The sequence below is a fragment of the Aquimarina discodermiae genome, assembly GCF_040786235.1.
Classification (GTDB): domain Bacteria; phylum Bacteroidota; class Bacteroidia; order Flavobacteriales; family Flavobacteriaceae; genus Aquimarina.
Map to the genome: position 1 here is coordinate 1 of NZ_JBFMKP010000014.1, position 26,372 is coordinate 26,372.

21 protein-coding genes and 1 riboswitch are annotated in these 26,372 nt (G+C 33.6%); of the genes, 16 read left to right on the forward strand and 5 right to left on the reverse strand.

Annotated elements, in window-relative coordinates:
- Nucleotides 1–148: 148 nt before the first annotated feature.
- From ABW636_RS10265 to ABW636_RS10280, 4 genes are all read right to left on the reverse strand, one after another.
- Nucleotides 149–694: a GFO_1091 family lipoprotein gene (locus ABW636_RS10265; RefSeq protein WP_367589890.1), complete on the reverse strand. Its 546-nt coding sequence runs from the start codon at nt 692–694 to the stop codon at nt 149–151.
- 216 nt (nt 695–910) lie between these two features.
- The gene (locus ABW636_RS10270) at nt 911–1,450 is read right to left on the reverse strand and encodes a GFO_1090 family protein (protein ID WP_367589892.1); all 540 of its coding nucleotides are present in this window, start codon (nt 1,448–1,450) and stop codon (nt 911–913) included.
- Nucleotides 1,451–1,493: 43 nt separating this feature from the next.
- A complete protein-coding gene (locus ABW636_RS10275; protein ID WP_367589894.1) occupies nt 1,494–1,928 on the reverse strand; it encodes a PG0215 family putative anti-sigma factor in 435 nt (144 codons plus the stop codon).
- Nucleotides 1,915–2,424 (reverse strand): GFO_1088 family ECF-type sigma factor, encoded by a 510-nt coding sequence (locus tag ABW636_RS10280; RefSeq protein ID WP_367589895.1) that lies wholly within the window; start codon nt 2,422–2,424, stop codon nt 1,915–1,917. The genes ABW636_RS10275 and ABW636_RS10280 overlap by 14 nt, the downstream gene beginning before the upstream one ends.
- 259 nt (nt 2,425–2,683) lie before the next feature.
- On the opposite strand from ABW636_RS10280, the gene ABW636_RS10285 reads away from it, so the two are divergent.
- Nucleotides 2,684–4,156 (forward strand): GFO_1087 family putative carboxy terminal peptidase, encoded by a 1,473-nt coding sequence (locus ABW636_RS10285; protein ID WP_367589896.1) that lies wholly within the window; start codon nt 2,684–2,686, stop codon nt 4,154–4,156.
- A gap of 792 nt (nt 4,157–4,948) precedes the next feature.
- Nucleotides 4,949–7,765 carry a S8 family serine peptidase gene (locus tag ABW636_RS10290; protein WP_367589897.1) on the forward strand — a complete coding sequence of 939 codons (2,817 nt, stop codon included), beginning with the start codon at nt 4,949–4,951 and terminating at the stop codon, nt 7,763–7,765.
- A 259-nt stretch (nt 7,766–8,024) separates the two neighbouring features.
- On the opposite strand, the gene ABW636_RS10295 is transcribed toward ABW636_RS10290, so the two are convergent.
- Nucleotides 8,025–9,980, reverse strand: a complete 1,956-nt coding sequence (locus ABW636_RS10295) for a TonB-dependent receptor plug domain-containing protein (protein WP_367589898.1) — start codon at nt 9,978–9,980, stop codon at nt 8,025–8,027.
- 77 nt (nt 9,981–10,057) lie between these two features.
- A riboswitch (cobalamin riboswitch) is annotated at nt 10,058–10,388 on the reverse strand.
- Nucleotides 10,389–10,472: 84 nt separating this feature from the next.
- Between ABW636_RS10295 and ABW636_RS10300 the strand changes: the two genes are divergently transcribed.
- From ABW636_RS10300 to ABW636_RS10365, 14 genes are all read left to right on the forward strand, one after another.
- The gene (locus tag ABW636_RS10300; protein ID WP_367589899.1) at nt 10,473–10,976 is read left to right on the forward strand and encodes a bifunctional adenosylcobinamide kinase/adenosylcobinamide-phosphate guanylyltransferase; all 504 of its coding nucleotides are present in this window, start codon (nt 10,473–10,475) and stop codon (nt 10,974–10,976) included.
- A gap of 7 nt (nt 10,977–10,983) precedes the next feature.
- Nucleotides 10,984–12,018, forward strand: a complete 1,035-nt coding sequence (gene cobT / locus ABW636_RS10305) for a nicotinate-nucleotide--dimethylbenzimidazole phosphoribosyltransferase (RefSeq protein ID WP_367589900.1) — start codon at nt 10,984–10,986, stop codon at nt 12,016–12,018.
- A 102-nt stretch (nt 12,019–12,120) separates the two neighbouring features.
- Nucleotides 12,121–12,888: an adenosylcobinamide-GDP ribazoletransferase gene (locus tag ABW636_RS10310; RefSeq protein ID WP_367589901.1), complete on the forward strand. Its 768-nt coding sequence runs from the start codon at nt 12,121–12,123 to the stop codon at nt 12,886–12,888.
- On the forward strand, nt 12,870–13,388 hold the full coding sequence (cobC, locus tag ABW636_RS10315) for an alpha-ribazole phosphatase (protein ID WP_367589902.1): 519 nt from the start codon (nt 12,870–12,872) through the stop codon (nt 13,386–13,388). The genes ABW636_RS10310 and cobC overlap by 19 nt, the downstream gene beginning before the upstream one ends.
- A gap of 179 nt (nt 13,389–13,567) precedes the next feature.
- Complete coding sequence (locus ABW636_RS10320; RefSeq protein WP_367589903.1) at nt 13,568–14,278, forward strand: hypothetical protein; 711 nt, start codon at nt 13,568–13,570, stop codon at nt 14,276–14,278.
- A gap of 201 nt (nt 14,279–14,479) precedes the next feature.
- Nucleotides 14,480–15,619, forward strand: coding sequence for an ABC transporter substrate-binding protein (locus ABW636_RS10325; RefSeq protein WP_367589904.1), 1,140 nt, complete (start codon nt 14,480–14,482; stop codon nt 15,617–15,619).
- On the forward strand, nt 15,620–16,651 hold the full coding sequence (locus ABW636_RS10330) for a FecCD family ABC transporter permease (RefSeq protein WP_367589905.1): 1,032 nt from the start codon (nt 15,620–15,622) through the stop codon (nt 16,649–16,651). It begins immediately after the preceding gene.
- A gap of 584 nt (nt 16,652–17,235) precedes the next feature.
- The gene (locus tag ABW636_RS10335; protein ID WP_367589906.1) at nt 17,236–17,412 is read left to right on the forward strand and encodes a hypothetical protein; all 177 of its coding nucleotides are present in this window, start codon (nt 17,236–17,238) and stop codon (nt 17,410–17,412) included.
- A gap of 487 nt (nt 17,413–17,899) precedes the next feature.
- Nucleotides 17,900–18,610, forward strand: a complete 711-nt coding sequence (locus ABW636_RS10340) for a hypothetical protein (RefSeq protein ID WP_367589907.1) — start codon at nt 17,900–17,902, stop codon at nt 18,608–18,610.
- Between the two features lie 77 nt (nt 18,611–18,687).
- Entirely contained in the window at nt 18,688–19,419 is a 732-nt protein-coding gene (locus ABW636_RS10345; RefSeq protein ID WP_367589908.1) for a hypothetical protein, read from the forward strand.
- A gap of 417 nt (nt 19,420–19,836) precedes the next feature.
- Nucleotides 19,837–22,041, forward strand: coding sequence for a peptidase domain-containing ABC transporter (locus ABW636_RS10350; RefSeq protein WP_367589909.1), 2,205 nt, complete (start codon nt 19,837–19,839; stop codon nt 22,039–22,041).
- Between the two features lie 100 nt (nt 22,042–22,141).
- Entirely contained in the window at nt 22,142–23,440 is a 1,299-nt protein-coding gene (locus ABW636_RS10355) for an HlyD family secretion protein (protein WP_367589910.1), read from the forward strand.
- Between the two features lie 424 nt (nt 23,441–23,864).
- Complete coding sequence (locus ABW636_RS10360) at nt 23,865–25,025, forward strand: family 10 glycosylhydrolase (RefSeq protein ID WP_367589911.1); 1,161 nt, start codon at nt 23,865–23,867, stop codon at nt 25,023–25,025.
- Complete coding sequence (locus tag ABW636_RS10365) at nt 25,025–26,197, forward strand: heparan-alpha-glucosaminide N-acetyltransferase domain-containing protein (RefSeq protein ID WP_367589912.1); 1,173 nt, start codon at nt 25,025–25,027, stop codon at nt 26,195–26,197. The genes ABW636_RS10360 and ABW636_RS10365 overlap by 1 nt, the downstream gene beginning before the upstream one ends.
- Nucleotides 26,198–26,372: the final 175 nt, after the last annotated feature.

Below are 26,372 nucleotides of genomic sequence, written 5' to 3' on the forward strand. Positions count from 1 at the left end.
TAATAAACTTAACTGATCTTGATCATAGGTCTTAAAAACTACTTTTCTACTCATTCTTAAAGTTAAAAAATAACTCAAAAATCTACAAAAAAAAGACTGCCTTTTTAGACAGCCTCTTTATTTTATAAGCGAATTAGAGCTCCTAGTATTAATCAATAGAAATTCCTTCGGCTATTTCTTTTAAGGCCCCAAGATCTAATCTACCTTGTTCTACAGAACGTGCCAATTTGATCATTTTTTCGGGTTTCATATTATCGCCCAAAATACGCACCAAAGCCAACCCTTTGCTCTGATCGGTTGCAAATACCACCACCTCGTCTATATTTTCTTCTCCCAGAGACTTAAGCACGACTTTGGTATCATTAGATCCAAATCGTATCAGAGTTTCATAGGTATCTGATTTTAGAATATTACTAATATCATTGGTCTCTTTATCATAGGCATTTTGCATCTCTTCATTTTTAAGTGGCAATAACAGTAAATTTACCTTATGAATACTATTTAGTGCCTCTTTCTCTTCTTCGTTTAGATTAACTGCATCTGTTCTTATCAAACTAGCAGGCAGATCCAAAGAAATAAAATTTGCATCATTTTGATGATCTATAAAGTATTTCTGTAACGAAGGATCATTGTTACAACTTATCGATAAAGAAATACCTATAATTGCTACGATCCAAATTCCTATATTTTTCATATCCGTTTTTTGATTGATTATTTTTGATTGATCTAGTATATACTATCACATACTGTTTCTGTGATATACTTCTATTTTAAAATATGGCAAAACAGCTCTTTTAGACTTTTACATCAAACCGAACTGCCTTACCCCTTTTAGCAATTAGCCTAAATTATGTGTTGTAACGTCTTATCAACTCCAGTTACTATACTAAAGTATCCAAACACTATTTGATTAATTACCTTTTTTTACATTCTTAAGTTCTTTTCCGCCAGGTATGTTTAAATCATTGGCCAGCTTAGACACTTGCTTAAGATCTATATTACCGGTAATGGTCAAAATAACGGTTTCTGGCCCTCCTGTTTTATCATCATTACCTTGCAAGTACATAAAAAGTTCTCTTACATGATCTTCATCGCTTCCTGGCTTTATATAAAATTTAATATTCTCTCCATCATCACTTTTTATTCGCATTAATTCATCTAATGAAGAGCTCTTTAAATACGTCTGTACATCTGTTCTCATTTGATCACTAATTTTCTTGTTTTCTGTTACAAAAACCTTTATGTTATTAATATTTTCTACCAAATTAAGATACTCTTGGGTTTCTTTATCAGAGCTTTCGAAGTCTATCTTGCTAAGTAACTTAAACATTTTGCTAGTCATTACCATCGAGGTAACATCTTTCATGTTTTCATACTTATCAAAATAACTTTGGGCATTCGATACAAAAGGTAAAACGACCAGTGCTAAAACAATTGCTATTTTTTTCATAATAATTACATTTATACAATCACGAGTATAACTCGTAGTTTTTTTATTTAATAAATTTATTTTTAGTGTTTTCGAATTTTTTCAGGTACACTAGTTCCTGTTTGCCTTCATTCATATACGAAGAAACCATTTTTAATATTTTCTTGGTCTCTTGCAATGCTATTTCGGGATCTTCGTAAGTATCTATTGATTCTGAAGGCTTATTTATATCACTCATAAAAATCCCTGCTATTAACACAACCGAAGCTGCAATACCCACCCAGGCGTACCTCGTTTTTTTCTTTGGTTTGATTTTAAAATCTCGGGTCGCTGTAATGGTACTTTCTTCAGAAAAATACTGAAACATGCTTTTGTAATGTTCGAGGTGAGGCGACACAGTTTCTCTGGTAAAATATACCTTCAATTCTTTTTCTTCAGAAATGGTCGTTTTGCCTTCGAAATACTTTTCTAGTAGTTTTTCTATGTTAGACAACTCCATAATTATGTTTTTTTAATAATTCTTCTCTAATTTTTTTTCTTCCTCTCGATAATGCAACTCTAACCGCTCCTTCTTTAATGTCGAGCATTTTTGCTATTTCTACATTATCGTACTGTTCTATATCTCTTAACTGTATAATAAGCCGTTGTTGTTCTGGCAAATCATTCATTATTTTTTCTACCCATGTAAAACTGTCTTTTGCTTCTACCTGTCGCTGTAAAGAAGGTTGTTCATCCTTATAATTACTATGAACAATCTTTAGATTTCCTGCTTCTTTTCCTTTTAACTTGTCAAAACAATAGTTTTTGGTCATTGTCATCGCAAAAGCCTCGACATTATTATACTCTTGCATTTTATTTTTATTCTTCCAAAGCTTTAGCAAGATCTCTTGCGTAGCATCTTCTGCTTCCTCGTTACTTACCAATAATCGTTTGGCCATCCTAAATAGCTTATCTTTAAACTTATCGGTAAGCGTTATAAATGCGCTCTCTTTCATTTTGATTGGTGGTTTTATAAAACTCTGTTAGCTTTATACCTTGGAGACGACTATATCTTTAATTTGTTACATTCTTTTTTTAATTTACAATAAAGTAGTTACTTTTAACGCTATATAGTAAACTATGTTATACTGCAATATCTCTTTATAATAATGAGTAATTTGGGAAGAATATACTACCTTGAGGTAATTGTTATAAAGTTGCTTTCTAGCAACATATAGTAAAACGTAGATGATCAGAACAATAAAAATTTAATACATGCAAAATTTAAAGCACATAAAACGTATCCAGTATTTTCTATTACTTTTATTAGTTGGTAATTTATGTACCGGATGTTTTACTGATAAAGATGATGAAGTACAAACACCAACAGCCAGCTCGATACATGATTTTATCTGGAAAGGATTAAATGCTTTTTACTTGTATAAAGAAGAGGTTAGTGATCTGCAGAACGATCGATTTTCTTCTAATGAGGACTATGCTGCATTTTTAAATGGATTTACATCGCCAGAAGAAATTTTTAATGCGTTGCGAACCAAAAGAATAGTTGGAGAAATACCAGTAGATGATTTTAGCTTTTTGGTAGATGATTATGTAGCATTAGAACAAGCTTTTGACGGGATTACCAAAAACCACGGAATGGAATATGGGTTAAGAATATATGATGAAGACAGAGATAAATCTGATGACGAAATAAGAAAAGTATACGGATATGTAAGATATGTTCTTCCTAATACTGATGCATCTGACAAAGGAATCGAAAGAGGTTATATTTTTAGTACCATAAATGGCGCTCAAATTACCAACAAAAATTTTAGACAATTAGGTGATCTCGACAGCTATACTTTGGGCTGGGCTTCTTATAACAACGGAAATCCTGAGTCTGATGGTTCTACGGTATCACTTTCTAAAGTACAATACACAGAAAATCCTGTATTTATTACGAAGACAATTGATATAGCTGGTAAAAAGGTTGGCTATTTGATGTACAACTCTTTTACAGCAGACTTTGATAAAAAGCTAAACGAAGCCTTTGGGGAGCTTAAAGCTGCCGGTATTACCGATTTGGTGTTAGATCTTAGATATAATGGTGGTGGATCTGTACGATCTGCTATCGACTTATCCAGTATGATTACCGGGCAATTTAAAGATCAAATTTTTACAACAGAGCAATGGAACGATGATCGACAGGAACAATTTGGAAGTACGAATCGTTTTGGTGATCAATTAAGAGAAGATGACATTGCAATTAATAGCCTTAATTTATCAGAAGTATATATTTTGACCTCTAGAAGTTCTGCTTCTGCCAGTGAATTGGTTATTAATGCCCTTGACCCTTATATCACCGTAAAGAAAATAGGAACTACCACACGAGGAAAATTTCAGGCTTCGATCACTTTATATGACACAGAAGGTTTTGGTAGAAATGGTGCAGAGTTAGCTGGGCACACCTATGCCATGCAACCCCTGGTACTTAAATCTATCAATTCTAACGGAGTTACCGATTATTTTGCCGGTTTTGACCCAGATATAGAAATTGCAGAACAATATGACGCATTAGGTGTATTAGGAGATGAAAATGAACCATTATTAAAAGCAGCATTAGATGATATTACGGGTACAATTGCTAAGTCTTCAAAATCCAATATTGATCCATTTGACCATGTAAAGAATTTTGGAGATAGTAAGATGTTCTCTCCTATTTACGAACGTATGTATAAAGAAAATTAATTCTTATTACAATAAATAATACTCGGGAACAAGTCTAGGTATTAAACCTCAAATCTCGGAAAAAGCGCGATTAGTTTAACTATCTATTTGGAAAGCATTGCTACGCAACTTTTCAAAACAAAGTTTCACTAATATACTGGATATGTCATACATTTAGCAATTCAGAAAATAATTTTACATAAAAGTGATGAATCAACTTTAACTAAAAGTGATTCATCACTTTTTTTGTAGTATAGCATACCCCCTATCACATCCTTATTACTAACAAAAACTTAATTACTAATATTTTAATTAAGAAATTTTTATGTTTCGTTTATTAATAATTTTATTAATTTTGCAACCAAGTTGCATTAACAATACTATATAACATAAACTCAAAAATTACACTTATACTAAACTAACTCAAAGATGGCAGCACATACTTACATATCTGACTCATAATATTACCAACAAAAAGAAAGAAGTACTAAATTAAGAGACAACTAATCTTATTCAACTTTAATTTGCTTCTTGTTCTAAACCTACATCCAAATTGCAGAAAATAAAATAGCAAAAGCTATTTTGTATTTGGTAATACAGCAAAAATACTTCTAGAAATACTTTGCAAAGGTAATTATCTAGTCTGCATCATTAAATGATAGGCAACTGCTCATAACTACTTAATAGATTATAAATCTATTGGGATGGAAGAACTGTGCAACTTTTATATCGAAAAGAAGCAACAAACACACTTACGATTATCTTAAACTAAATATTTAACCAAAACCAAATATTAACACAAATTAATTCATTATGAAAAAAAATCATTCATGCAATTTTGAAAAGGGAAAATTTCAAACCCCCAAACAAAAACTAAGTATTATACTCTCGGTATCATTTTTATTTTTATCCAGCATAACATTTGCACAAACGCAATTACAAAAGGCCAAAATAATACAGCAAAGTAATTATTCTGCGCTAATGGAATTACAACAAAATATAGAACAAGAAGAAACTGCCCAGAAAGCTGAAGCTATCCAAGCTGCTCAAAACAATAATTGGGAAGTACAGAAAACGCTTTCTGATGGTAGTTTTGCCGAATTACAAAGATTAGACGCTGATGGAAATCCAATTTATTACAGAACCTTTAATGTTGCTGCTGCAAAGTCTACAAGAACCAACCACCTTAACTCTGGAGGATCATTAGGACTTAACCTTAATGGGCAGAATATGACAGCCCATGTTTGGGATGCAGGACATGCCAGACTTTCTCATCAAGAGTATGACGGACCTGGAGGTAATAACCGAGTTAGCATTGGAGATGCTGGGTCTGAAAGTTTGGGGGTTAATGATCATGCAGCTCACGTAACAGGAACCATAGTTGCCTCTGGTGTTCAGGCCGATGCAAAAGGAATGGCACCTCAAGCAAAAGCAGTAGGTTATGGATGGAACAGTGATACTTCTGAAGCTACCGCCGCTGCCGCAAACGGAATGATTGTTTCTAACCATTCTTATGGGTTTTTAGCCAATAGTGTACGTGATCAATTGTTTGGTGCTTATATCGATGAGTCTAGAAGATGGGATCAAATTATGTTTAATGCACCTTTCTACCTTATGGTAGTTGCTGCTGGTAATGATGGAAACAATAATACTGCAAATGCGGTACCTCTTGACGGAAACTCTTCATATGATAAACTTACAGGTCACAGTACCTCTAAAAATAATTTGGTAGTAGCTAACGCCAGAGATGCTAATATCGCTAACGATGGCACTTTAAATAGTGTAACTATTAATAGTAGTAGTAGTGAAGGACCTACAGATGATTATAGAATTAAACCTGATATTACAGGTAACGGAACTAGTGTTCGTTCTACATTACATAGAAATGATAGTGACTATGCATCCTATACAGGAACTTCTATGGCTTCTCCTAATGTTGCAGGTACCTTACTACTTTTACAACAACATTACAATAACATCAATAACAACCTGATGAGAGCTGCCACTCTAAAAGGTATTGCATTACATACCGCTGATGACATCGGACCATCGGGACCAGATGCAGTGCACGGTTGGGGGCTATTAAATGCAAAAGCTGCAGCCGAGGCTATCACAAACAACGGATCTTCTTCTAAAGTAGAAGAACTTACCTTAAACAATGGACAAACCTATACTATTACAGTTGAATCTGATGGAAATTCTCCTTTATTAGCATCAATATCATGGACCGACAGACCTGGATCGGCTGTAAGTGCTACTAACTCTAAAACTCCAGTACTGGTAAATGATCTTGATATTAGAGTAACTAAAGGATCTTCGACATTTAGTCCATTCAAATTAACAAGTATTACTACAAATAGCACAGGAGATAATAACGTGGATCCTTATGAAAGAGTAGATGTTGCGAATGCATCAGGAACCTATACTATAACGATTACACATAAAGGTTCTTTAGTAGGAGGTAGCCAAAATTTTTCTTTAATCCTTACAGGAATTAAAGAAAGTACTTCTAATTGTACTGCATCAGTACCAGCAAATGTTGCAAGTTCTAATGTAAATACATCTTCGGCTACTATAGGTTGGGATACTGTATCGGGTGCTACTTATGACCTAAGATATCGTCAAACGGGTACTAATAACTGGACTACTGTTTCCGCAAATACTAATTCTAGAGCGATTACAGGGTTAACGGCCTCTACTGCTTATGAAGCACAAGTAAGAAGTAAATGTCCAGATGGTACAAACTCAAATTATAGTACCTCTGTTAATTTTACGACCACAACTTCGCAAATCAGCTATTGCACTGCAAGCGGTAATAATGCATCAGAAGAGTATATTAGTAGGGTACAATTAGGATCTATAGACAATTCTTCATCTTTAGGAAGTGGCTATACAGACCATACTGCTATCTCTACCAACTTGTCTAAAGGGGTATCAAATACCATTACCATCACTCCTACCTGGACTGGTACTACATATAATGAAGCCTATAGTGTATGGATAGATTACAACCAAAACGGAGATTTTGATGATACAGGAGAGCAAGTATGGACTCAGGATCGTACTCAAAACACACCCGTAAGTGGTTCATTTACTGTACCAGAAACTGCAACCAACGGAGCTACCAGAATGAGAGTCATAATGCGATACAATGCGGCACCATCTGCTTGTGGTACATTTAACTATGGAGAAGTAGAAGATTATACGGTAAACATACAATCTGGAGGTAATTCTAATGATATTTGTGAAGGTGTAACAGCATGGAGTTCGTCACAAACCTATCAAGTGGGTGATAAAGTAACCTATCAAGGAAACCTGTACGAAAAAACTGCTGATAGCTGGACTAATCTGGGTGCTTGTGGTACCTCTGCAAATACTCTTTTTGCAAAACAAAGTACAAATCAACTTTCTAATATAGGTCGTTTTTCTATCTATCCAAATCCTGTAACCAATGGTATCCTTAATATAGAAACCAATACTTTGGAAATCAAAAATTATTCGATAATCAATACCTTAGGACAGGTGATACAGAAAGGAACATTTACTAATAGCATAGACCTACAAGAACTAAAAGCAGGTCATTATATCTTAAAAACTCAACATCAAGCAGAACACTTTATTGTTAACTAAGTTTTTTTAATACTAATTACCTTAAAAATATCCCCAAAACTTACGTTTTGGGGATATTTATTTATTCTATTTTACACAATTATGATTTCTTAAGTCAACTACCTCAGAGCAAGCTCACGAGGCATCAAGTTGAAAAACAGTTTTTACATTTCGAGGCAAGCCTCGAAGAATTAAACTCCACAATGTGAATTAAATAACACTATTTTTTATTGATACAGATTTCATAATATCATATCTTTTATTAGTGATTTATCGCCTCTTAAAATTTAAGATTAAAACCGACTCTAACATTCCTTCCTCTTGTACTAAAACCAAATACTTCTTGATATTCTTCATTAATAATATTATCTACACTACCATAGATGTTTAGGTTTTTTAATAACTGATGACTAACATAGAAATCAAGAAGATGATATGAATCCAATGACCTGGGTTCTGAGGCAAAAGTGATATTATTAAAAAAACTATCGTCTCGGCTATCATTAAACTGATAACGTATCGATGTATATGTTTTTTTGTTTAATTGATATCCAATATTTGTATTAACAATATATTCTGGGATTCTGATACTGGACACCTCATCATCTACATTGGTATAAGTAAGGTTACCACTTAGTGACAATTTATCATCAAACAGTGTCGAACTTACTTCAAATTCTACACCGTCTGTAGTAAATTCATTTTCTATATTTTGATACTTAAAAATAAAATCTCCCGTATCTACAAAATCCACAAAATTCTTTTCTTTTCTATTAAAATATACGGCACTTACTCTAATTTTTTTAGCCCACGAAAACTCTACCCCTCCTTCTATAGTAGCGTTTTCTTCTGGTTTTAGATCTTGATTCCCAAAATCAGCAGCATACAACTGAAATAAAGATGGAGTAATATAAGCTGTACTATAAGAAGCGATCCCTTTAAGATAGTTTTCTCCGATTTTATAGGTATAGGATGGATTTATAGTATAAACCACATGAGTACCATATGAGCTATGAACATTTAATCTAGCTCCGGCATTCACGTTTAACCCAAAACTAGAAACATATACCAAATTAGCATACGGATCTACAATATCAAAATCGGCTTCTCTATCATTAATAGTTTGTATCAACTCTTCTCCTCTACCAGAGGCATTAAAGCCATTATAATCACTATTTGAACCATTGATCCCTATAACAGTATACAATCGGTTATTAAATTTATATTTGTTATATACATCGTAGGTATAAAACCTACTTTCTGATTTTGATGGAAAAGCAGTTTCAAAAGTTCTTTCTAACAGCGCATAACTGGTAACAACACCAATACTCCCCTTTGGGTATGTATATGTTAGATTGGCACCAACTCTTACCTGTTCGCTATCAGAAATATTCTGTCCATCGACACCAGCTCCATCATCAATATCATTTTTATATGCATCTAGATTACCCAAAAAACCTATGTTAAGTCGGTCACTCCACTTGTATCCTAACTTTGCATTTACATTATATTGAGAATACGCATCACTGGTAAAAGAACCTACAGAAGTATCTTCTGGTAGTTTCTTTGCAGAAGAGATCCCATCTGTAAATCGGTTACTAAAACTTGTCAAATAAGTTAGCTTGCCCAATGTACCATTTACTGAAGCCAGATTAACAAACTCATTGATATCATAATCCTGATCATCATTCGTCTGATTGGTTCCTATACTCGATTGAAAATTTGCCGTTACCTTTTCTTTACTTGCTTTCTTTGTAAGAATATTAACTACTGCTGTCCCAGCACCTGATCCATAAAGTGTACTAGAAGCACCTTTTAGTATTTCGATTTCCTTTACTTGATTTACAGATAACAACCTTAAATCGAACTCTCCTGAAATAATAGCGGGATCACTAATGGTTACACCGTCTACTCGTATTACAACCTGACGATTACGTCCCCCTCTAATAAAATAGCCTAAGTCTTTTCCGGCACCGCTTGTATTACCATTAATCACCATCCCAGCGACCCTGCTTAAAACATTTGCTACCGATTGCCCTTGACTGCGTTGCAATTCTTTTTCTGTTACTTTGGTAATTACCTTACCACTATGCTCGCGCTTTAACTTGAACTTAGAATCAGAAATAACAACTTCTTCTAATTCGTTTACATTTTCCTCTATTTGAGTTTCCTGCCCAAATACAACAGAGGAACCTAGCATTAAAAATGCTACTCCCAAAAATCTCTTCTTGATCATTTTACTACTTAATTAATTACAATTACCGGAAAAAAGTATGTAGTTTACCCATACCCAAACCTTTATCCCGAAAGTTTGACTTCTATCGAATCATGGCAGGTATCCTGGCTCGCGTCTTGTTATTTACCTTCCCACCTAAAAAAAACATCATTCTGTACCGTCTTTAATTGATAAAAACATCGAATACTATCTGATCCAAGCAGTGGCTATAGAGAATAACAACAAGCACCTATTACTAGGCTAAGCATACAGTTGCGGGAACAGCTCAGGAGTCTTGATTTACGATTTTAGAGTCACCATCAAAAAAATTATAACTCATAAATTTACCTTCGTACTTCACTTTACCTGATTCCCTTTTAAGCTTCCACTTCAAAACGAGGTGTCAGCACCAAAATTCGGCGCGAATTTATTATATTTTAATGAATTTGAATTAAACTTTAGCAAAAAAATAATATATACTATTACCTTTAGCCTCTTTAAAACGTGAATATAATGATCTATTACATCACAGGAGGAGAACGATCTGGAAAAAGTGATTATGCGCAAAAGCTGGCATTACAGCTATCCAACACTCCACATTATTTGGCTACTTCTCGTATTTGGGATGACAATCACCAACAACGTATAGATCGACATATTGCAGATAGAGACGAGCGTTGGATCTCGATAGAAGAAGAAAAAGAACTTTCTAAAGTAATTAGCGAATCTAGTGTAGTAGTGATCGATTGTGTGACTTTATGGTTAACCAATTTTTTTGTAGATACCGATAATAATATAACCCAATCACTATCCCAGGCCAAAGCAGAGTTTGATAAGTTATTAGATCTTAATGCTACCATCATTATTATTTCTAATGAAATCGGAATGGGAGTTCATGCAACCACAGAAATTGGTAGAAAATTTACAGAACTACAAGGATGGATGAACCAGCATATTGCCAAACATGCAGACAAAGCAACTTTAATGGTTTCGGGAATCCCAGTTCAAATTAAATAATAGCTATATGAATTTTGATATACATCCCATACATAATAAAAGCTTAGCAGCTTCAATTCAACACAAAATTGATCACAAAACAAAACCTATAGGGGCACTGGGCACCTTAGAAAAAATTGCATTGCAAATCGGGCTAATTCAAAATACAGAAACTCCAACATTAAAGCATCCAGCTATTTTTGTTTTTGCAGGAGATCACGGTATTGCAGAAAAAGGAGAGGTAAATCCTTTTCCGCAAGAGGTTACATCACAAATGGTGTATAACTTTATTAATGAAGGAGCGGCCATCAATGTATTTTGTAAACAACATCAAATTGATTTAAAAATTGTTGATACAGGAGTAAACCATCAATTTGATAAAGGGCTTGATATCCTTCATGAAAAAATTGATTTCGGAACTCAGAATTATCAGGAAAAACCCGCAATGACTATTGATCAATGTAATCTGGCTCTCTTACAAGGGGGGACACTAATTACCAATACACATAAGAAAGGAACTAATGTTATTGGTTTTGGTGAGATGGGAATTGGCAATACTTCTTCTGCTTCTTTACTAATGGCATATTTTACCAAGACACCTATAGCAGAATGTGTAGGGGCTGGCACAGGACTCTCCTCTGAAGCTATCACAATCAAACAAAATATACTATCGAATGTATTTAAGAAGTATGCTCCTTCTTCTGCACTTGAAGCCTTAGCCACTTTTGGAGGGTTCGAAATTGCAATGATGACTGGAGCTATGTTAAAAGCCGCAGAATACAAAATGACAATTATTATCGATGGTTTTATTGTTACCGCTGCTCTATTAGTTGCACATGCCATCTGCCCTAATATATTGGACTATTGTATTTTTGCACATACCTCTGGAGAGCAAGGGCATCAAAAAATGCTTGCATTTTTGAATAAACAACCACTGCTTAACCTTGGGATGCGACTGGGAGAAGGTACTGGTGGAGCTATAGCATATCCCATACTCGAATCTTCGGTTGCATTTCTTAACAACATGGCCAGTTTTGAAAGTGCCGGAGTTTCTGAAGGGTAACGCCTATGGTGGTTGATGGTTGATGGTTGATGGTTGATGGTTGAAATTATTATATTTTTATAGAAATAAATATCCTCTAGTGCTAAATCATATAGTTAAAAAATGCTAAAAAAAGAACTACATATATTCTTTACTGCCTTGATGTTTTTTACTCGTATTCCTTGTCCAAAATGGGTAGATCATCAATCAGAATATCTACAATTAAGTGCTAAGTACTTTTCTTTGGTAGGTATCGTAGTGGGCAGTATAGGTGGGATTGTGTTTTATGGAGCCTCTTTTATTTTTTCTACAGAAATCTCATTACTTCTCTCTATGTTCGTGACTATTTACATAACCGGAGCATTTCATGAAGATGGATTTGCAGATGTATGCGATGGATTTGGCGGCGGGTGGACAAAGGATAGTATTTTACGTATCATGAAAGATTCCAGGCTGGGAACTTATGGTACCATAGGATTACTTTTTATACTCGCCATAAAATTTGCCGCAATACGAGAGATGGACCCTTATTTTATTCCTTTACTGATCATATCTGGCCATAGTCTAAGTCGCTTTATAGCAACTACTTTACTTTTTACACATCTCTATGTACGTGATGTTGAAAGTAGTAAAGTAAAACCTACCACAAAAAAAATAAGTAGTTGGTCGCTGGTAATAAGTTTGATTTTAGGCTGTATTCCTTTGCTATTTTTTAAAAATCTGTGGGTATTTCTAGTGATACTGCCTATGTATCTTTCTAAAGTATTTTTAGGAATTAAATTCAAAAAATGGATTGGTGGACAAACAGGAGATTGTGCAGGTGCTGTCCAACAGCTTAGCGAAGTTATTTTTTATCTATCAATTCTTGCCCTATGGAAATATATTTGGTAAGACATACAATCCCCAATATCGAAAAAGGTATCTGCTACGGGCAAAGTGATATCGGAATTACAGAAAGTTTTGATGCCGAAGTAGTAAAAATTCATCAAAATATTCCTATTTCAGAAATTTCTAAAATCTATTGTAGTCCTTTACAACGTTGCAAACTCCTTGCTCAAACTTGTAATAAACCTATTTTTTTTGATAATCGATTAAAAGAAATGGATTTTGGCGACTGGGAATTAAAATCATGGAATACCATAAACCCAAAAGAACTTGATCCATGGATGAAGGATTTTGTGACTACCAAGGTACCTAATGGTGAATCATACATACAGTTACAAAAGCGAATGTTGGATTTTTATGCAGATCTAAATCTTCTTTCTGACGAAAAAATAATCATCATTACGCATGCGGGTCCTATACGAGCGTTACTGTCATATTTACGTAACATAGATCTCAAAGACTCTTTTAGCATAAATGTAACCTATGGCGAAGTTATTAAAATCTAATACCTGAGTCCCATTATACTCCCTGATTTGTTTATAGGATAACCATGAAATGACACTACATTCAGTAAAATGACACTATCTATTTTTCACTGAAAACAGGTAAAAACTAATCGCCCAATACTTTTACATTTGAAACATACACATTTGTTCATCAAACAAGTAACTTTAAACACATCATCATGAAAAAAAAGATTTTAAAAACATTTTTTTTAGCGGCCTTTCTTGTTTTCATAAGTAGCTGTGAAACCAATGAAGATCACTTCCCGGTCATTGAGCAAAAAGAGGCGTTTACCATAGACAAATCAAAAGAAACGATCCATACCATTACCAAATCCAGTCAAAATATCAATTGTTGGGATATTGAAAAATACGAAGGTGGAACGGTAGTCATTACCCCTGAAGGCTTTTTTCCTTATGTAGGTGTTACCGTAGTAGGTGTTTCTGATCAAACTTGTGGCCCTTATATAGGTTGGTCTGCAACAGGAAGCTTTACAATTGTCGAAAAAAATAGTCAACGTGTAAAAGCAATTCGGAACAGTACGGACGCTGGCGAAATTTCATTTATCTATCAAGCAAGTGCTACTCAAATAGGTATATCTACAGTAAAGTTTAAAGCCATACCAGCATCACTTATATGTCCAGAAAGGAAAGATACAGAAATGCTACAGTACTATTCATCTATACATCCCAAAAACTATAGTTCGGATTATAAATATGAATGGACAGTAGTGGATAATATAGGAACCCGTCATACTACAGGACGTGATGCATCACTACGTCGAGGAAGATCGTCAAAAGTAACCCTTAAAGTATCAAAGAGAAATAGTATTTTTTGTGTTTCCCAAAGTAGAACGCAACACTTTTATGTTGATGGTCGACCAGGAAGGTAATACCATAAAAATTTCGCCCCATGCAAAAAGCAGTCAGTATTGGCTGCTTTTTTTATTTATACGCTTATCATCAATTTGGCAAAACACAATTATTCAATTATCAAATAAATAGTACTACTATGGTATAGCATTCATTAAAATTAACCTCATCCTACAATATAACTTATCCTGATTTACTATTTTTACAAAAAAGGATTTTTGATGCGTATTATTTTCTTCTTTACAATACTAACCACGTTTATGTTCTCTTGTAAGAAGGCACCCAAAGAAAGTACACCTCTTACGGTGATGTATATGGCACCGCAACATATCGAATGTGCATCTGGGCTTATAATTGAAAACCACGAAACCTATAAAGAAATCAAAGTCACTACTCCCTGGCCTGGCGCAAAGCGAGAATTAACCTATATTTTACATCCCAAAGGAACCGAAAAACCATTTAAATCAAATACAGCCATTTTTATACAAGTTCCTATAGAAAGGATTGTGGTCACCTCGACCACAGATATCCCCATGCTAGAATACCTAGGGCTTGAAGAAAAGCTGGTTGGGTTTCCGCATACCGATTACATTTCTTCAGAAAAAACCAGGGAACTGATCGATAAAGGAGCGATTAAAGAGCTAGGTAAAGAATACAATTTAAATACCGAAGTTGTTCTTGAACTATTGCCAGAACTCATCATTGGTTTTTCGACCACAGGAGATATCAAAGCCTATGATCTAATTCAGAAAACCGGAATACCTGTTGTAATGAACGGTTCCTGGATGGAAGAGCACCCATTGGGAAGAGCAGAATGGATAAAACTAATCGCAGCGTTTTTTGGCAAAGAAGATAAAGCAGAAGAAATCTTCCAGAGCATCAAAAAAAATTATAATGAAGCGGTTGGGTTAGCCTACAATACTTCGAATACCCCAACCGTGTTATCTGGTAATATGTTTAAAGATATCTGGTATCTTCCTGGGGGTAACAGTTATATATCTACTTTTTTTAGAGATGCACATACCAATTATTTGTGGAGCGACACCAAAGAAACCGGAAGTTTAACCCTAAATTTTGAAAGTGTACTCGAAAAAGGTCAAAACGCATCTCTTTGGATAGGTGCAGGTAATGCCACCTCTCTAGATGAACTTGCTCAAGAAAATCATAGATACCCATTATTTGATGCATTTAAAAATAAAGCCGTATATTCTTCGTCGTTAAAAAAAGGATCGAAAGGCGGTTTGATATATTATGAGCTTGGGCCCATGCGACCTGATTTAATTTTAAAAGACATTATCAAAATTGCTCACCCCGAACTATTAACAGATTATGAACCCTATTTTTTTGAAAAACTAGACTAATTGACCCAAAATAAATCATATAAACGAGCTTTTATAGGTATTCTGGTGCTTCTTATCATTTGCTTTATAGCCAATATAAGCTTAGGATCTGTTTTTATTCCCTGGTTGGATACCCTAAGCTGTTTGGTGGGTGGTGAAGTAGAAAAAGAATCCTGGAGACATATCATTATCAATTATCGTTTACCCAAAGCTATTACCGCAATTATTGTAGGTAGTGGATTGGGAGTTGCAGGTATATTAATGCAAACACTGTTTAGAAATCCATTAGCGGGGCCTTTTGTATTAGGAATTAGCTCTGGTGCCAGTTTAGGGGTCGCTTTATTAATTTTAGGAAGTTCCTTTGCCACCGCATCATTGTCTGTTTTCTTGGTTTCGAAATGGGGATTGGTTATTGCTGCCAGTCTGGGGAGTATATTGGTTTTGATAGCGGTCATGATTGTTTCCAGTAGTGTAAGAGATACTATGGCTATATTAATTATTGGCCTTATGTTTGGGAGTATTACCTCTGCCATTGTAAGTGTACTCTCTTATTTTGCTCCAGCAGATCAATTACAACAATATATTTTTTGGGGCTTTGGTAGCCTCGGTAACCTTTCCTGGTATGATGTATTCATCTTTTTTTGTTTATCAATTCTAGGCTTACTCCTTGCTCTTTTGGCCATAAAACCTTTAAACACTCTTTTACTAGGAGAAAACTATGCCCGTAGCCTTGGATTGAACGTTAAAAAAAGTAGAGTATTGATTATTATTGCAACAGGAATACTTGCGGGTAGTATCACAGCATTTGCCGGTCCTATTGCTTTTATTGGTTTGGCTGTACCTCATCTTACTCGTCAATTATTTCATACTTCGAATCATAAAACATTAATACCTGCTGTTATCTTACTCGGAAGCATTATTATGCTTATTTGTGATAGTATAGCACAATTACCCACCAGCGAATATACATTACCAATTAATGCAATTACCTCATTAATTGGCGCACCGGTAGTTATATGGTTATTAATACGGAAACGAAAAATGTTGTTTTAAAAAACACTATTAATGAACATTACCCATAAAACTATTGTTTGTTGAGTGTATAATTTTTGTCTTTATAATAACGTAAATGATTACTAGTTATACCTATCAAACTATTTGCACTAAAACTTTAAATTGAATGTCCGCAATGCATAATAACGCATAATTGTCAACTTGTTTCAGGCTTTTGTTATAAGTTATAGTTAAATCTATAGTATTTGTCATGGTGAACTTGATTCAGTATCTTAGTTAACAGCTGTACAGCCTAGAACAATGAGATCCCAAATCTAGTTTGGGATCTCATTATATACTGATTTAGCCCTATAGTACTTATGAATGTAACAAGATTCCGAAATAAATTCAGAATGACATTGAAAACATCAGTATTACACAAAACGGATAATCATTAACTTTAAATACCAATCGAACTTGAGTTCGAATTATTTTGTATTTATCATTTTTCTATACTTAGGCTAACATTTTATACAGTCAAATCAACACTTTATACAATCAAAACAACACTATATACAAGTGTAAAAAATAAACACTGGTTATTCTTTAGCTTTACTTCAATTAATATTAAAACCTAAATAATTATGAAAACTATTTTTGAAATTACAGGACAAAAACTGTCTAAAGAAGCACAAAGTAAAATTACTGGAGGTAATTTTTTCTTAAACGATTGTGAAGATGTGTTAGTTTGTATAAAATATGATTATGAAAATTTTGAATGTTTAGAAACAGTAATTGAAGTTGATTGTAATGAGAATTAACCTTCTCACCTCTCAATTTTGTACACACTAGAAACTAATGCCTATAATCAATATGGCATTAGAAACTAATTATTAGGGTTGTTAATTTCATAACTTATAAATTTTGTTGACAACCCTAACTACTTCTTTATTTTTATTAGGTTACTCTTTTAAATTTTGCCGATATATTATTGGACTGGTTTAAACTTCTTTCGAATGGAATATAAGAGCAGTAGATATTTGCGTTACCACACGTAAAACATCTAAAACCAATTCTTACAACAACAAACAGCTGGAAAGAATGTAACGATCTAGCATTTATGGTTACAAGCATTAGAAAATTTAAAAAGAAAAAAAATGAAAAAAGTTTAGACCACTCAAGTATAGGTGCTTTCTCCTAAAAAAAGCTTTTTAATTATAAATACGCAATAAATTTTTATAACAACATAAATCTATTTTTGACTAGCTAGCAGTCATTGTAATCTTAAAACTCTTAAAACTCAAAAAAATGAAAAAAATCGCATTGATTTTATGCGGAATATTAGCTATCACATCTTGTGAAAAATCTGAATTTGAAAATGAATCTGTAGAAGTTCAGGAAGCCTCTCGTGAAGAAATAAATAGTAATCATACTACAGCTTCTAAAAAGCCTATATTTCATGCTACTTATGATAAGAACTTAACCGAAAAAGAAGCTAATGCTAAATTTGAAAAAGATGCCAAAAGTTTTATCAATAAATACAAGCAAAAAAACTCAAAAAGTTCATCAGGTACAGATGAATGGTTTTATAGAGTAACAACACGTACAGGTCAATTACAGAATGCACAAACTGATGGTGATGTAACTTTCAATACACAATTTCTGACAGATTTAGGTTATTTCAATGCTCATGACATCGTATTAGATAATTTATATGGACAAGGTAAAGATGACAGAGAACAAGGGCAATGGGATTATTATATTTTTAGAATAGATAATACATATGGACCACGTGTTAAATGGGTTGAACTAGCTTATATAAAACTAAATTTGGATGGGAACGATGGATGGTATGTTACTACATTTAATGTTGATGTAGATCCAATTATACAAACCAATCAATCAAGCGGAAGAGCTTATCTTCATAGTAACCCTAATGTTTGGTTAGATAATGACGATCCTAAAGCAAATAATGAATATGCAATTTTTGGAAATGGTTCTGTCATAAATTTCAATTAATAAATTAGTTGTAACATAAATATATTTCTGACCAACTAGCAGTCATCGTAATCTTAAAACTCAAAAAAATGAAAAAAATGAAAAAAATCGCATTTATTTTATGCGGAATATTAGCTATCACATCTTGTGAAAAATCTGAATTTGAAAATGAATCTGTACAAGTTCAGGAAGCCTCTCGTGAAGAAATAAATAGTGATCATACTACAGCTTTAAAAAAGCCTATCTTTCATGCATCATATGATAAGAACTTAACCGAAAAAGAAGCTAATGCTAAATTTGAAAAAGATGCTAAAAATTTCATAAATAAATACAAGCAAAAAAACTCAAATCGTTCATCAAGTACTAATTGGTTAATAAGAGTAGCAACACGTACAGGTCAAATACAAAATGCAGAAACTGATGATGATGTAACTTTTACTGCAACTTTTGAAGTATTCTCTAATTCAGGTAAATTTATAATTTTTAAATCTCCCGATTTCATACTAGATAACCCAATTGATGACAGAGAACAAGGTCAATGGGATTATTATATTTTTTCAATAAATTATTCACCAAATTTTTCATCATCTTCAAAACCTCTTAGTCACATAATATTAGAGACCACACAAATCAAATTAAGTGGGAACGATGGGTGGTATGTTACTTATTTCAATGTAGACGCACCCTCATATATACAACCAAAACCTACTAGTGGATCAACTCGTATTTATACTCAACCTAATGTTTGGTTAGATAATGATGACCCTAATGCAAAAAACTTTTTTCAGGAATTTAGAAATAATAATCCTTCTGCTTTATATTTCGAATAATAAAGTAGTTGTAAACTTAAAAATTTTAGAGGGTGTCTAAAAAGTTAAAACACCCTCTTTTTATATTGAACTGGTTTAAAATTTCGTAGTTTATAAATTTTAATACAAACGACTATTATTTTTTCCTCATTTACTACCCGATAGATTGTAAAGAATCAACTGATTTTATCGATTTTCAGGAATTTTAACTGCTAACACAGAAATTCCTAGTAATGATTAGCTGTGCATTCAAAAAGAATTACTTTACTTTGTGTACTATAGCAAAATCTATATTATTTGTCATCATGAACTTGATTTGGCATCTTACTTAATATGCAAATAGCCAAGAAATATGAGATTCCAAATCTAGTTTGGAATGACATTATAAACTGATTTAGCTATAACACACACATAAATTATTTTAATTAGAAAAGTTTAATGCCAAAATTTCCTTTTTACCATCAAGCAGAGTCCAAAGACTGTGGCCCAACGTGTATTAAAATTATTGCAAAACATTATGGTAGGGTATTAAATACCCCAAAACTTAGGGCTTTGAGTGAAACCACTAGAGAAGGAAGCTCTCTTTTAGGGTTAAGCGAAGCTGTAGAGCAAATTGGATTTAGATCTCTTGGTGTAAAACTTTCTCTTACCAAATTAGAAGAGGTTCCGCTTCCTTGTATTGTACATTGGAACAAAGTACATTATGTAGTTGTTTATAACATAAAAACCTCGCGCAAAGGTACAATGACAATTTATGTTTCTGATCCCGCTCATGGATTAATCACCTATACCAAAGAGGAGTTTATCAAAGCTTGGATTGGTAACAATGCAGATGAACACACAGAAGAAGGAGTTGCTTTATTAATAGAGCCTACTCCCAAATTTTATGATGATAATCTAGAAGAAGAAAATGAAAAATTTGGGTTTAAATTCATCTCAAAGTATCTATTCAAATACAAAACTTTTCTTTTTCAGTTGGTGCTGGGGTTACTGGCAGGAAGTTTATTACAGCTTATTACTCCGTTTTTAACGCAAAGTATAGTCGATGTAGGGATTAAAAATCAGGATCTTAATTTTGTATACCTCGTACTCATTGCGATGCTATCTCTATTTATAGGTAGAACCCTAATAGATGTATTACGTAGTTGGATTTTGCTTCATTTAAGTACCCGAATTAATATCTCATTAATTTCTGATTTTTTTATAAAACTTATGAATTTACCTATCTCCTATTTTGATGTAAAAATGACAGGAGATTTATTGCAAAGAATTAACGATCATAAACGAATAGAACAGATCTTAACAATGTCTTCGTTAAGTGTATTATTTTCTATGGTCAACCTTATTGTATTTAGTATTGTACTTATCTATTACAGCGTCCCTATTTTCGGAATTTTTGCAGTGGGTAGTTTTTTCTATTTTGCCTGGGTACTTATCTTTTTTAAGAAACGTAAAAAGCTTGATTACAAACGTTTTTCTCAAATTAGTGAAGAACAAAGTAAGGTGATAGAATTGGTCAACGGGATGCAGGAAATTAAACTGCACAATGCCGAAAAAAGAAAGCGATGGAATTGGGAGTTTGTGCAAGCTAAACTTTTTAGAATTTCGATAGAAAATCTTGCTTTAGAACAATATCAAAACGTAGGATCTGCTTTTATCAATGAGTTAAAGAACATTTTGATCACTGTCTTTTCTGCCAAACTGGTTATTGATGGAGATATCACTCTAGGTATGATGCTTGCCATTACGGCAATCGTAGGACAATTAAATGCTCCTATCTCTCAACTTATCAACTTCTTACGTGAATTGCAAGATGCACAAATATCATTAGAGCGACTGGGTGAAATCCATAATAAAGAAGATGAAGAAGAGGCTGGTGTAGAGAGAATCAAAGAAATTCCGGATAAAGTTGGATTTGATATTAAAGACATGGATTTCAGGTACGTAGGATCCGAAAAACCAGTATTAGAAGGGCTTGACCTATCAATTCCTGCCAACAAAATAACAGCTGTAGTAGGTGTAAGTGGTAGTGGAAAAACCACTTTAATGAAGCTATTACTTAAATTCTATGAACCTGATAAAGGTCAAATTTTTATTGGTAATCATGACCTTAAAAATGTATCTCAAAAATCGTGGCGAGATCAATTTGGAGTGGTAATGCAAGAAGGGTATATATTTAATGATACGATCGCCAATAATATTGCTGTAGGAGATGATTATGTCGATAAGAAAAAATTAGCTCATGCTGTCGACGTAGCCAATATACAAGAGTTTATAGAATCACTCCCACTATCGTATAATACAAAAATAGGTATGGAAGGGATTGGTCTAAGTACAGGACAAAAACAACGCCTTTTTATCGCCAGAGCCGTATACAAAAACCCAAAATACTTGTTCTTTGATGAGGCTACCTCTGCTCTAGATGCCAATAATGAAAAAGTTATTATGGAAAAGTTGGATACTTTTTTCAAAGATAAAACTGTAATGGTAATTGCGCATCGATTAAGTACGGTAAAAAATGCGCATCAAATCGTAGTACTAGACAAAGGAAAAATTGTAGAAGTAGGTAATCACGAAGCACTCATCAAAAAGAAAGGGAGTTATTTTAATCTAGTAAAAAACCAACTTGAATTAGGAAAATAAACACAATAATTACGAATAGAAGATGAATGAAAAAGAGAATGTCATGACCAGTAAAAACCCATCACATACAACCAAAGTTCGTAATTTATAATTATACATCATGCCAGACGAAAATACATTAGACGACATACAACTACGCAGTGAAGAAGTACAGGAAATTTTGACTCGTGTACCACATTGGATGATCAGATGGGGGAATCTTTTGATTCTAGCATTGGTACTACTACTTCTTTTCTTATCATGGTTGATAAAATATCCTGATGTAATACCGGCACAGGCCATTATCACCACCAAAATACCACCTCAAAAAGTATATGCCAAAGTAAATGAGAAAATAGAATCTATCTTAATAAAAGATAATCAACAAGTTACCAAAAATACCCCACTTGCCATTTTACAAAGTAGTGCTAATTATAAAGACGTATTCTTGCTTAAGTCTATTGTGGATACTATCAAAGTAAGCAACACAGCTTTTAAATTTCCTATAAACGATATCCCTGTATTATTTTTAGGAGAAATCGAAACTAGTTTTGCAATCTTTGAGAACAGCTACTCTGAGTATATTTTGAATAAAGAATTGCAGCCTTTTTCTAATGAAGCAATTGCCAACCAGGTATCTCTCTCAGAGCTTTATAGAAGGTTTGAAAATTTGAAGGCTCAAAAAAGACTTAGTAAAACAGAGTTAGACTACAAAAAAAAGGAATTACAACGTCAAAAAAACTTATTCGAAAAAGGTGTTATCTCTGCACAAGAGTATGAAAGTAAAGAATTAGATTATCTGCAAGTAAAACGTGCTTATGAAAACAATGATGTACAATTGTCACAAATTACAGAAAGTATTAGTAATGCCAACAAAACATCAAAAGGCACCGAGATCAATAAAAGAAAACAAGAGATTAATTTATTTAAAAAAGTAATCCAATCCTTTGGGCAGCTAAAAAAGAGTATCAAAGATTGGGAGCTACGATATGTTCTTAAATCTGATATGGATGGGAGAGCATCTTTTCTTAATTTCTGGACAGAAAATCAAACCGTAGCTGCAGGAGATTTGGTATTTATTATTATTCCCTCTGAAGACTCTTCATATATCGCAAAAATAAAAGCTCCTGCACAGAACTCGGGAAAAATCAAAGCAGGGCAGATCGCTAATATTCGATTAGAGAACTTTCCTGATAATGAGTTTGGGACGCTTAAAGGAAAAGTAAAACACATCTCACTTCTTCCTAATAAAGATGGTTTATACCTAATAGAAGTAGCATTACCAGAAAAACTAATTACCACATACGACAAGGAGATTCCTTTTAAGCAAGAAATGAGAGGAGTTGTCGAAATAATTACCGAAGATCTTCGTCTTATAGAACGATTCTTTTATCAGTTTAGAACACTAATGGATAAATAATTACGGTTCTAAAATTTTATCGTAATGTTGTACCATTAACTTGGTAGTTATTCGTATGATACGACAAATATCAGGCTTGGGTATCATGAATATAAACCATCATCCCCAAAAACACGTTAAATCTCTATGAATATATGTGTTTTGCAGAAAAAAGTTTTAGACATGGATTTTTTTCAGGTACTTCTTCCACATTTTGAACTCATCTTGACTTTTTGTTTTTAACCGAAATCGAAGATTCATGAACTCTTTATTATAAAAAATAGGCTTCGTGAACTAAAATGAGTTGAAATTTGACCAGATTAGAAACTTTTTGAAAATCATAGCAGTGCTACGAGTAAGAAAGGTAACAAAATATGGATGAATTTCATCCATTTTTTAGGAAATAGAAAAAGTCAAGATGAGTTCTTTTTCAAAAACTGTTGTCATGAAAAAAACATACCCATTTTTTCTTTTCATCCTTATAGTGTTTTCCTGTAAAAAAGAGATCAAAAAGGATCTTGTAACCCCTCCTAATCCATCGTATAAAATACCGGTCTATGCATGGGCTATTTTACCAGAAAACAAAACAGATAACGAACTAAAAAGTCAATTCAAAAGTTTAAAAAACAAGGGTATTGACGGATTGATGTATTCTGCAGGTCATGATCCTCTGATTTATAAAAGAGTAGGTAAAATCGCAAAACAAGCCGGAATGAAGTTTCATGCATGGATTCCTACCATGATTCAATACACCAATCCTAAGCTAAAACCAGAATGGTACGCTATAAACGGAAAAGGCGAATCTGCTTTTGACAAACCGGCTTATGTATCACACTATCAGTTTTTATGCCCCAGCAAACCAGAAGTGCATGACTTTTTAGTAAACTTATATCAAAGTATCGCCGATATAGAAGAAGTCGACGGTATCCATTTGGATTATATACGTTTTCCTGACGTAATTTTGGCAAAAGGATTGTGGAAAAAATACAATCTGGTCATGGATAAAGAGTACCCACAATTTGACTATTGTTATTGTGATACATGTGCGCATGATTTTAAATCTTTATCAGATATAGATATTAAAAAAGTAAAAGAGCCTTCTCAATTACAAGAATGGAAACAGTTTCGTTATGATTTGATAACTAACCTAGTTAATAAACTAGCCGATAGCGTACATCAAAAAAACAAAGTAATTAATGCGGCTGTTTTTCCCGGGCCCCATTCAATTGCAAAAAAATTAGTTCGACAAGAATGGGATAAATGGAATTTGGATGCTTTTTATCCTATGAATTATAATGATTTTTATCTGGGAGACACCTCATGGATTGGCAAACTCACCAAAGAAGAAGTAAGCAGTATTAATGCCAAAAAACCCATTTATAGTGGTTTATTTATCTGCCCGAAACCTAAAAATAAAAGCCAGGAGACAGATCCTGAGAATCATGGTTTGTTACCAGAAGAGTTAGAGGCAGCTATCAAAGAATCTATGGTAAACGGTGCTTCTGGTATTTGCCTGTTTACTCCGGATAGAATGACCGAAGCTCATTGGGAAGTCTTTCAGAAAGCGATCTATACAGATTATACCAAAACTACCTCTCGATACTAATGAGAGTTGCATCTATAGATATTCTTAGGGCCGTTACCATGGTTCTGATGATTTGGGTCAATGATTTCTGGACACTTACCGATGTTCCTAAATGGCTTACCCATGCGGCTGCTCATGAGAATTACCTGGGATTTTCTGATATCATATTTCCATTATTTTTATTTATTGTGGGGTTAAGTATCCCTCACGCTATAGGGCACCGTATTGCTAAAAAAGAGCCTACTTCAAAAATTGCCCGACATATTATCATTAGATCTTTTTCTTTGATTATCATTGGTGTTTTTATGGTTAATTATGGTACCGCACATCACCAAAGCATCATTATCGGAAAATACTTTTGGGGATTACTCATGGCATTTGCCATTGCCTTGGTATGGATGAATTGGAAAAAAACACCCCTACCCAAAAAATGGCATCCCTATTTTAAAATCATTGGTATAGGTATTTTTATTTTTCTAGCCGTCATATACAAAGGTGGCGCTGAAGGGACCGATTGGATGAAAACACAATGGTGGGGCATTTTAGGATTGATAGGCTGGGCCTATTTCATTAATGCTTTGCTCTATCTCTATAGCAGAAAAAATAGCATTACTATTGGTATTATATGGATCATCTTAATTGTCTTATCTGTACTATACCAAACCAATCTAATTGTTTTCAAAAGTGAAATTATCACCTCTTTTTCGGTGTTGTATACAGGTACTATTCCGGCTTTTACCACCGCAGGTATCCTTGCTTCTTTACTCCATATAAAACTATCTAAAACCAAATTACCATGGTTTTATGCACCCCTTATTGTATTAGGAATCATAAACATTGCTTTTGGAATGATCACCCGTTCATTTTGGGGGATCTCCAAAATACAGGAAACCCCTTCATGGCTGGCCATTTGTACAGGAATAGGTTTTCTTTTGTTTTCGATGTTGCACTTTATTGCAGATGTCAAAAAACAAGTAAAATGGGCAGCTATCATCGCTCCTGCTGGTACTGCGACCTTAACATGCTATATGATTCCTTACTTTCTATATCCCATTTGGGTACTTACAGGTATAAAACTTCCAGATGCTCTAAATGCCTCGATAATCGGTTTACTTATTTCTTTTGGTTTTGCCTTATTGGTTGTTGTTTTTACCGGTTGGTTAGAAAAAAAGGGATATACGCTGAAGTTGTAAAATTGGTTTTACTAAGGTTATACTTTTCAAGTAAAATTTATCAAAGCACCCTCAAAATCTCATTTTTTGCTGGTTATTTTATATTTTGGGTCAATAGATATTGAGGTACATATATATTTAAATATAGAAGAATATAGTTACTTTAGTAACTATATATAATTGTTGGCAGTAATTT

What these genes read in the sequence shown, in the direction of transcription:
- cobC (WP_367589902.1), top strand. Translation starts at nt 12,870, where the DNA reads ATGGAAATATATTTGGTAAGACATACAATCCCCAATATCGAAAAAGGT.
- ABW636_RS10270 (WP_367589892.1), bottom strand. Translation starts at nt 1,450, where the DNA reads ATGAAAAAAATAGCAATTGTTTTAGCACTGGTCGTTTTACCTTTTGTA.
- ABW636_RS10290 (WP_367589897.1), top strand. Translation starts at nt 4,949, where the DNA reads ATGAAAAAAAATCATTCATGCAATTTTGAAAAGGGAAAATTTCAAACC.
- ABW636_RS10295 (WP_367589898.1), bottom strand. Translation starts at nt 9,980, where the DNA reads ATGATCAAGAAGAGATTTTTGGGAGTAGCATTTTTAATGCTAGGTTCC.
- ABW636_RS10355 (WP_367589910.1), top strand. Translation starts at nt 22,142, where the DNA reads ATGCCAGACGAAAATACATTAGACGACATACAACTACGCAGTGAAGAA.
- ABW636_RS10285 (WP_367589896.1), top strand. Translation starts at nt 2,684, where the DNA reads ATGCAAAATTTAAAGCACATAAAACGTATCCAGTATTTTCTATTACTT.
- ABW636_RS10310 (WP_367589901.1), top strand. Translation starts at nt 12,121, where the DNA reads ATGCTAAAAAAAGAACTACATATATTCTTTACTGCCTTGATGTTTTTT.
- ABW636_RS10360 (WP_367589911.1), top strand. Translation starts at nt 23,865, where the DNA reads ATGAAAAAAACATACCCATTTTTTCTTTTCATCCTTATAGTGTTTTCC.
- ABW636_RS10335 (WP_367589906.1), top strand. Translation starts at nt 17,236, where the DNA reads ATGAAAACTATTTTTGAAATTACAGGACAAAAACTGTCTAAAGAAGCA.
- ABW636_RS10280 (WP_367589895.1), bottom strand. Translation starts at nt 2,424, where the DNA reads ATGAAAGAGAGCGCATTTATAACGCTTACCGATAAGTTTAAAGATAAG.
- ABW636_RS10275 (WP_367589894.1), bottom strand. Translation starts at nt 1,928, where the DNA reads ATGGAGTTGTCTAACATAGAAAAACTACTAGAAAAGTATTTCGAAGGC.
- ABW636_RS10345 (WP_367589908.1), top strand. Translation starts at nt 18,688, where the DNA reads ATGAAAAAAATCGCATTTATTTTATGCGGAATATTAGCTATCACATCT.
- ABW636_RS10350 (WP_367589909.1), top strand. Translation starts at nt 19,837, where the DNA reads ATGCCAAAATTTCCTTTTTACCATCAAGCAGAGTCCAAAGACTGTGGC.
- ABW636_RS10325 (WP_367589904.1), top strand. Translation starts at nt 14,480, where the DNA reads ATGCGTATTATTTTCTTCTTTACAATACTAACCACGTTTATGTTCTCT.
- ABW636_RS10320 (WP_367589903.1), top strand. Translation starts at nt 13,568, where the DNA reads ATGAAAAAAAAGATTTTAAAAACATTTTTTTTAGCGGCCTTTCTTGTT.
- ABW636_RS10265 (WP_367589890.1), bottom strand. Translation starts at nt 694, where the DNA reads ATGAAAAATATAGGAATTTGGATCGTAGCAATTATAGGTATTTCTTTA.
- ABW636_RS10340 (WP_367589907.1), top strand. Translation starts at nt 17,900, where the DNA reads ATGAAAAAAATCGCATTGATTTTATGCGGAATATTAGCTATCACATCT.
- ABW636_RS10365 (WP_367589912.1), top strand. Translation starts at nt 25,025, where the DNA reads ATGAGAGTTGCATCTATAGATATTCTTAGGGCCGTTACCATGGTTCTG.
- cobT (WP_367589900.1), top strand. Translation starts at nt 10,984, where the DNA reads ATGAATTTTGATATACATCCCATACATAATAAAAGCTTAGCAGCTTCA.
- ABW636_RS10300 (WP_367589899.1), top strand. Translation starts at nt 10,473, where the DNA reads ATGATCTATTACATCACAGGAGGAGAACGATCTGGAAAAAGTGATTAT.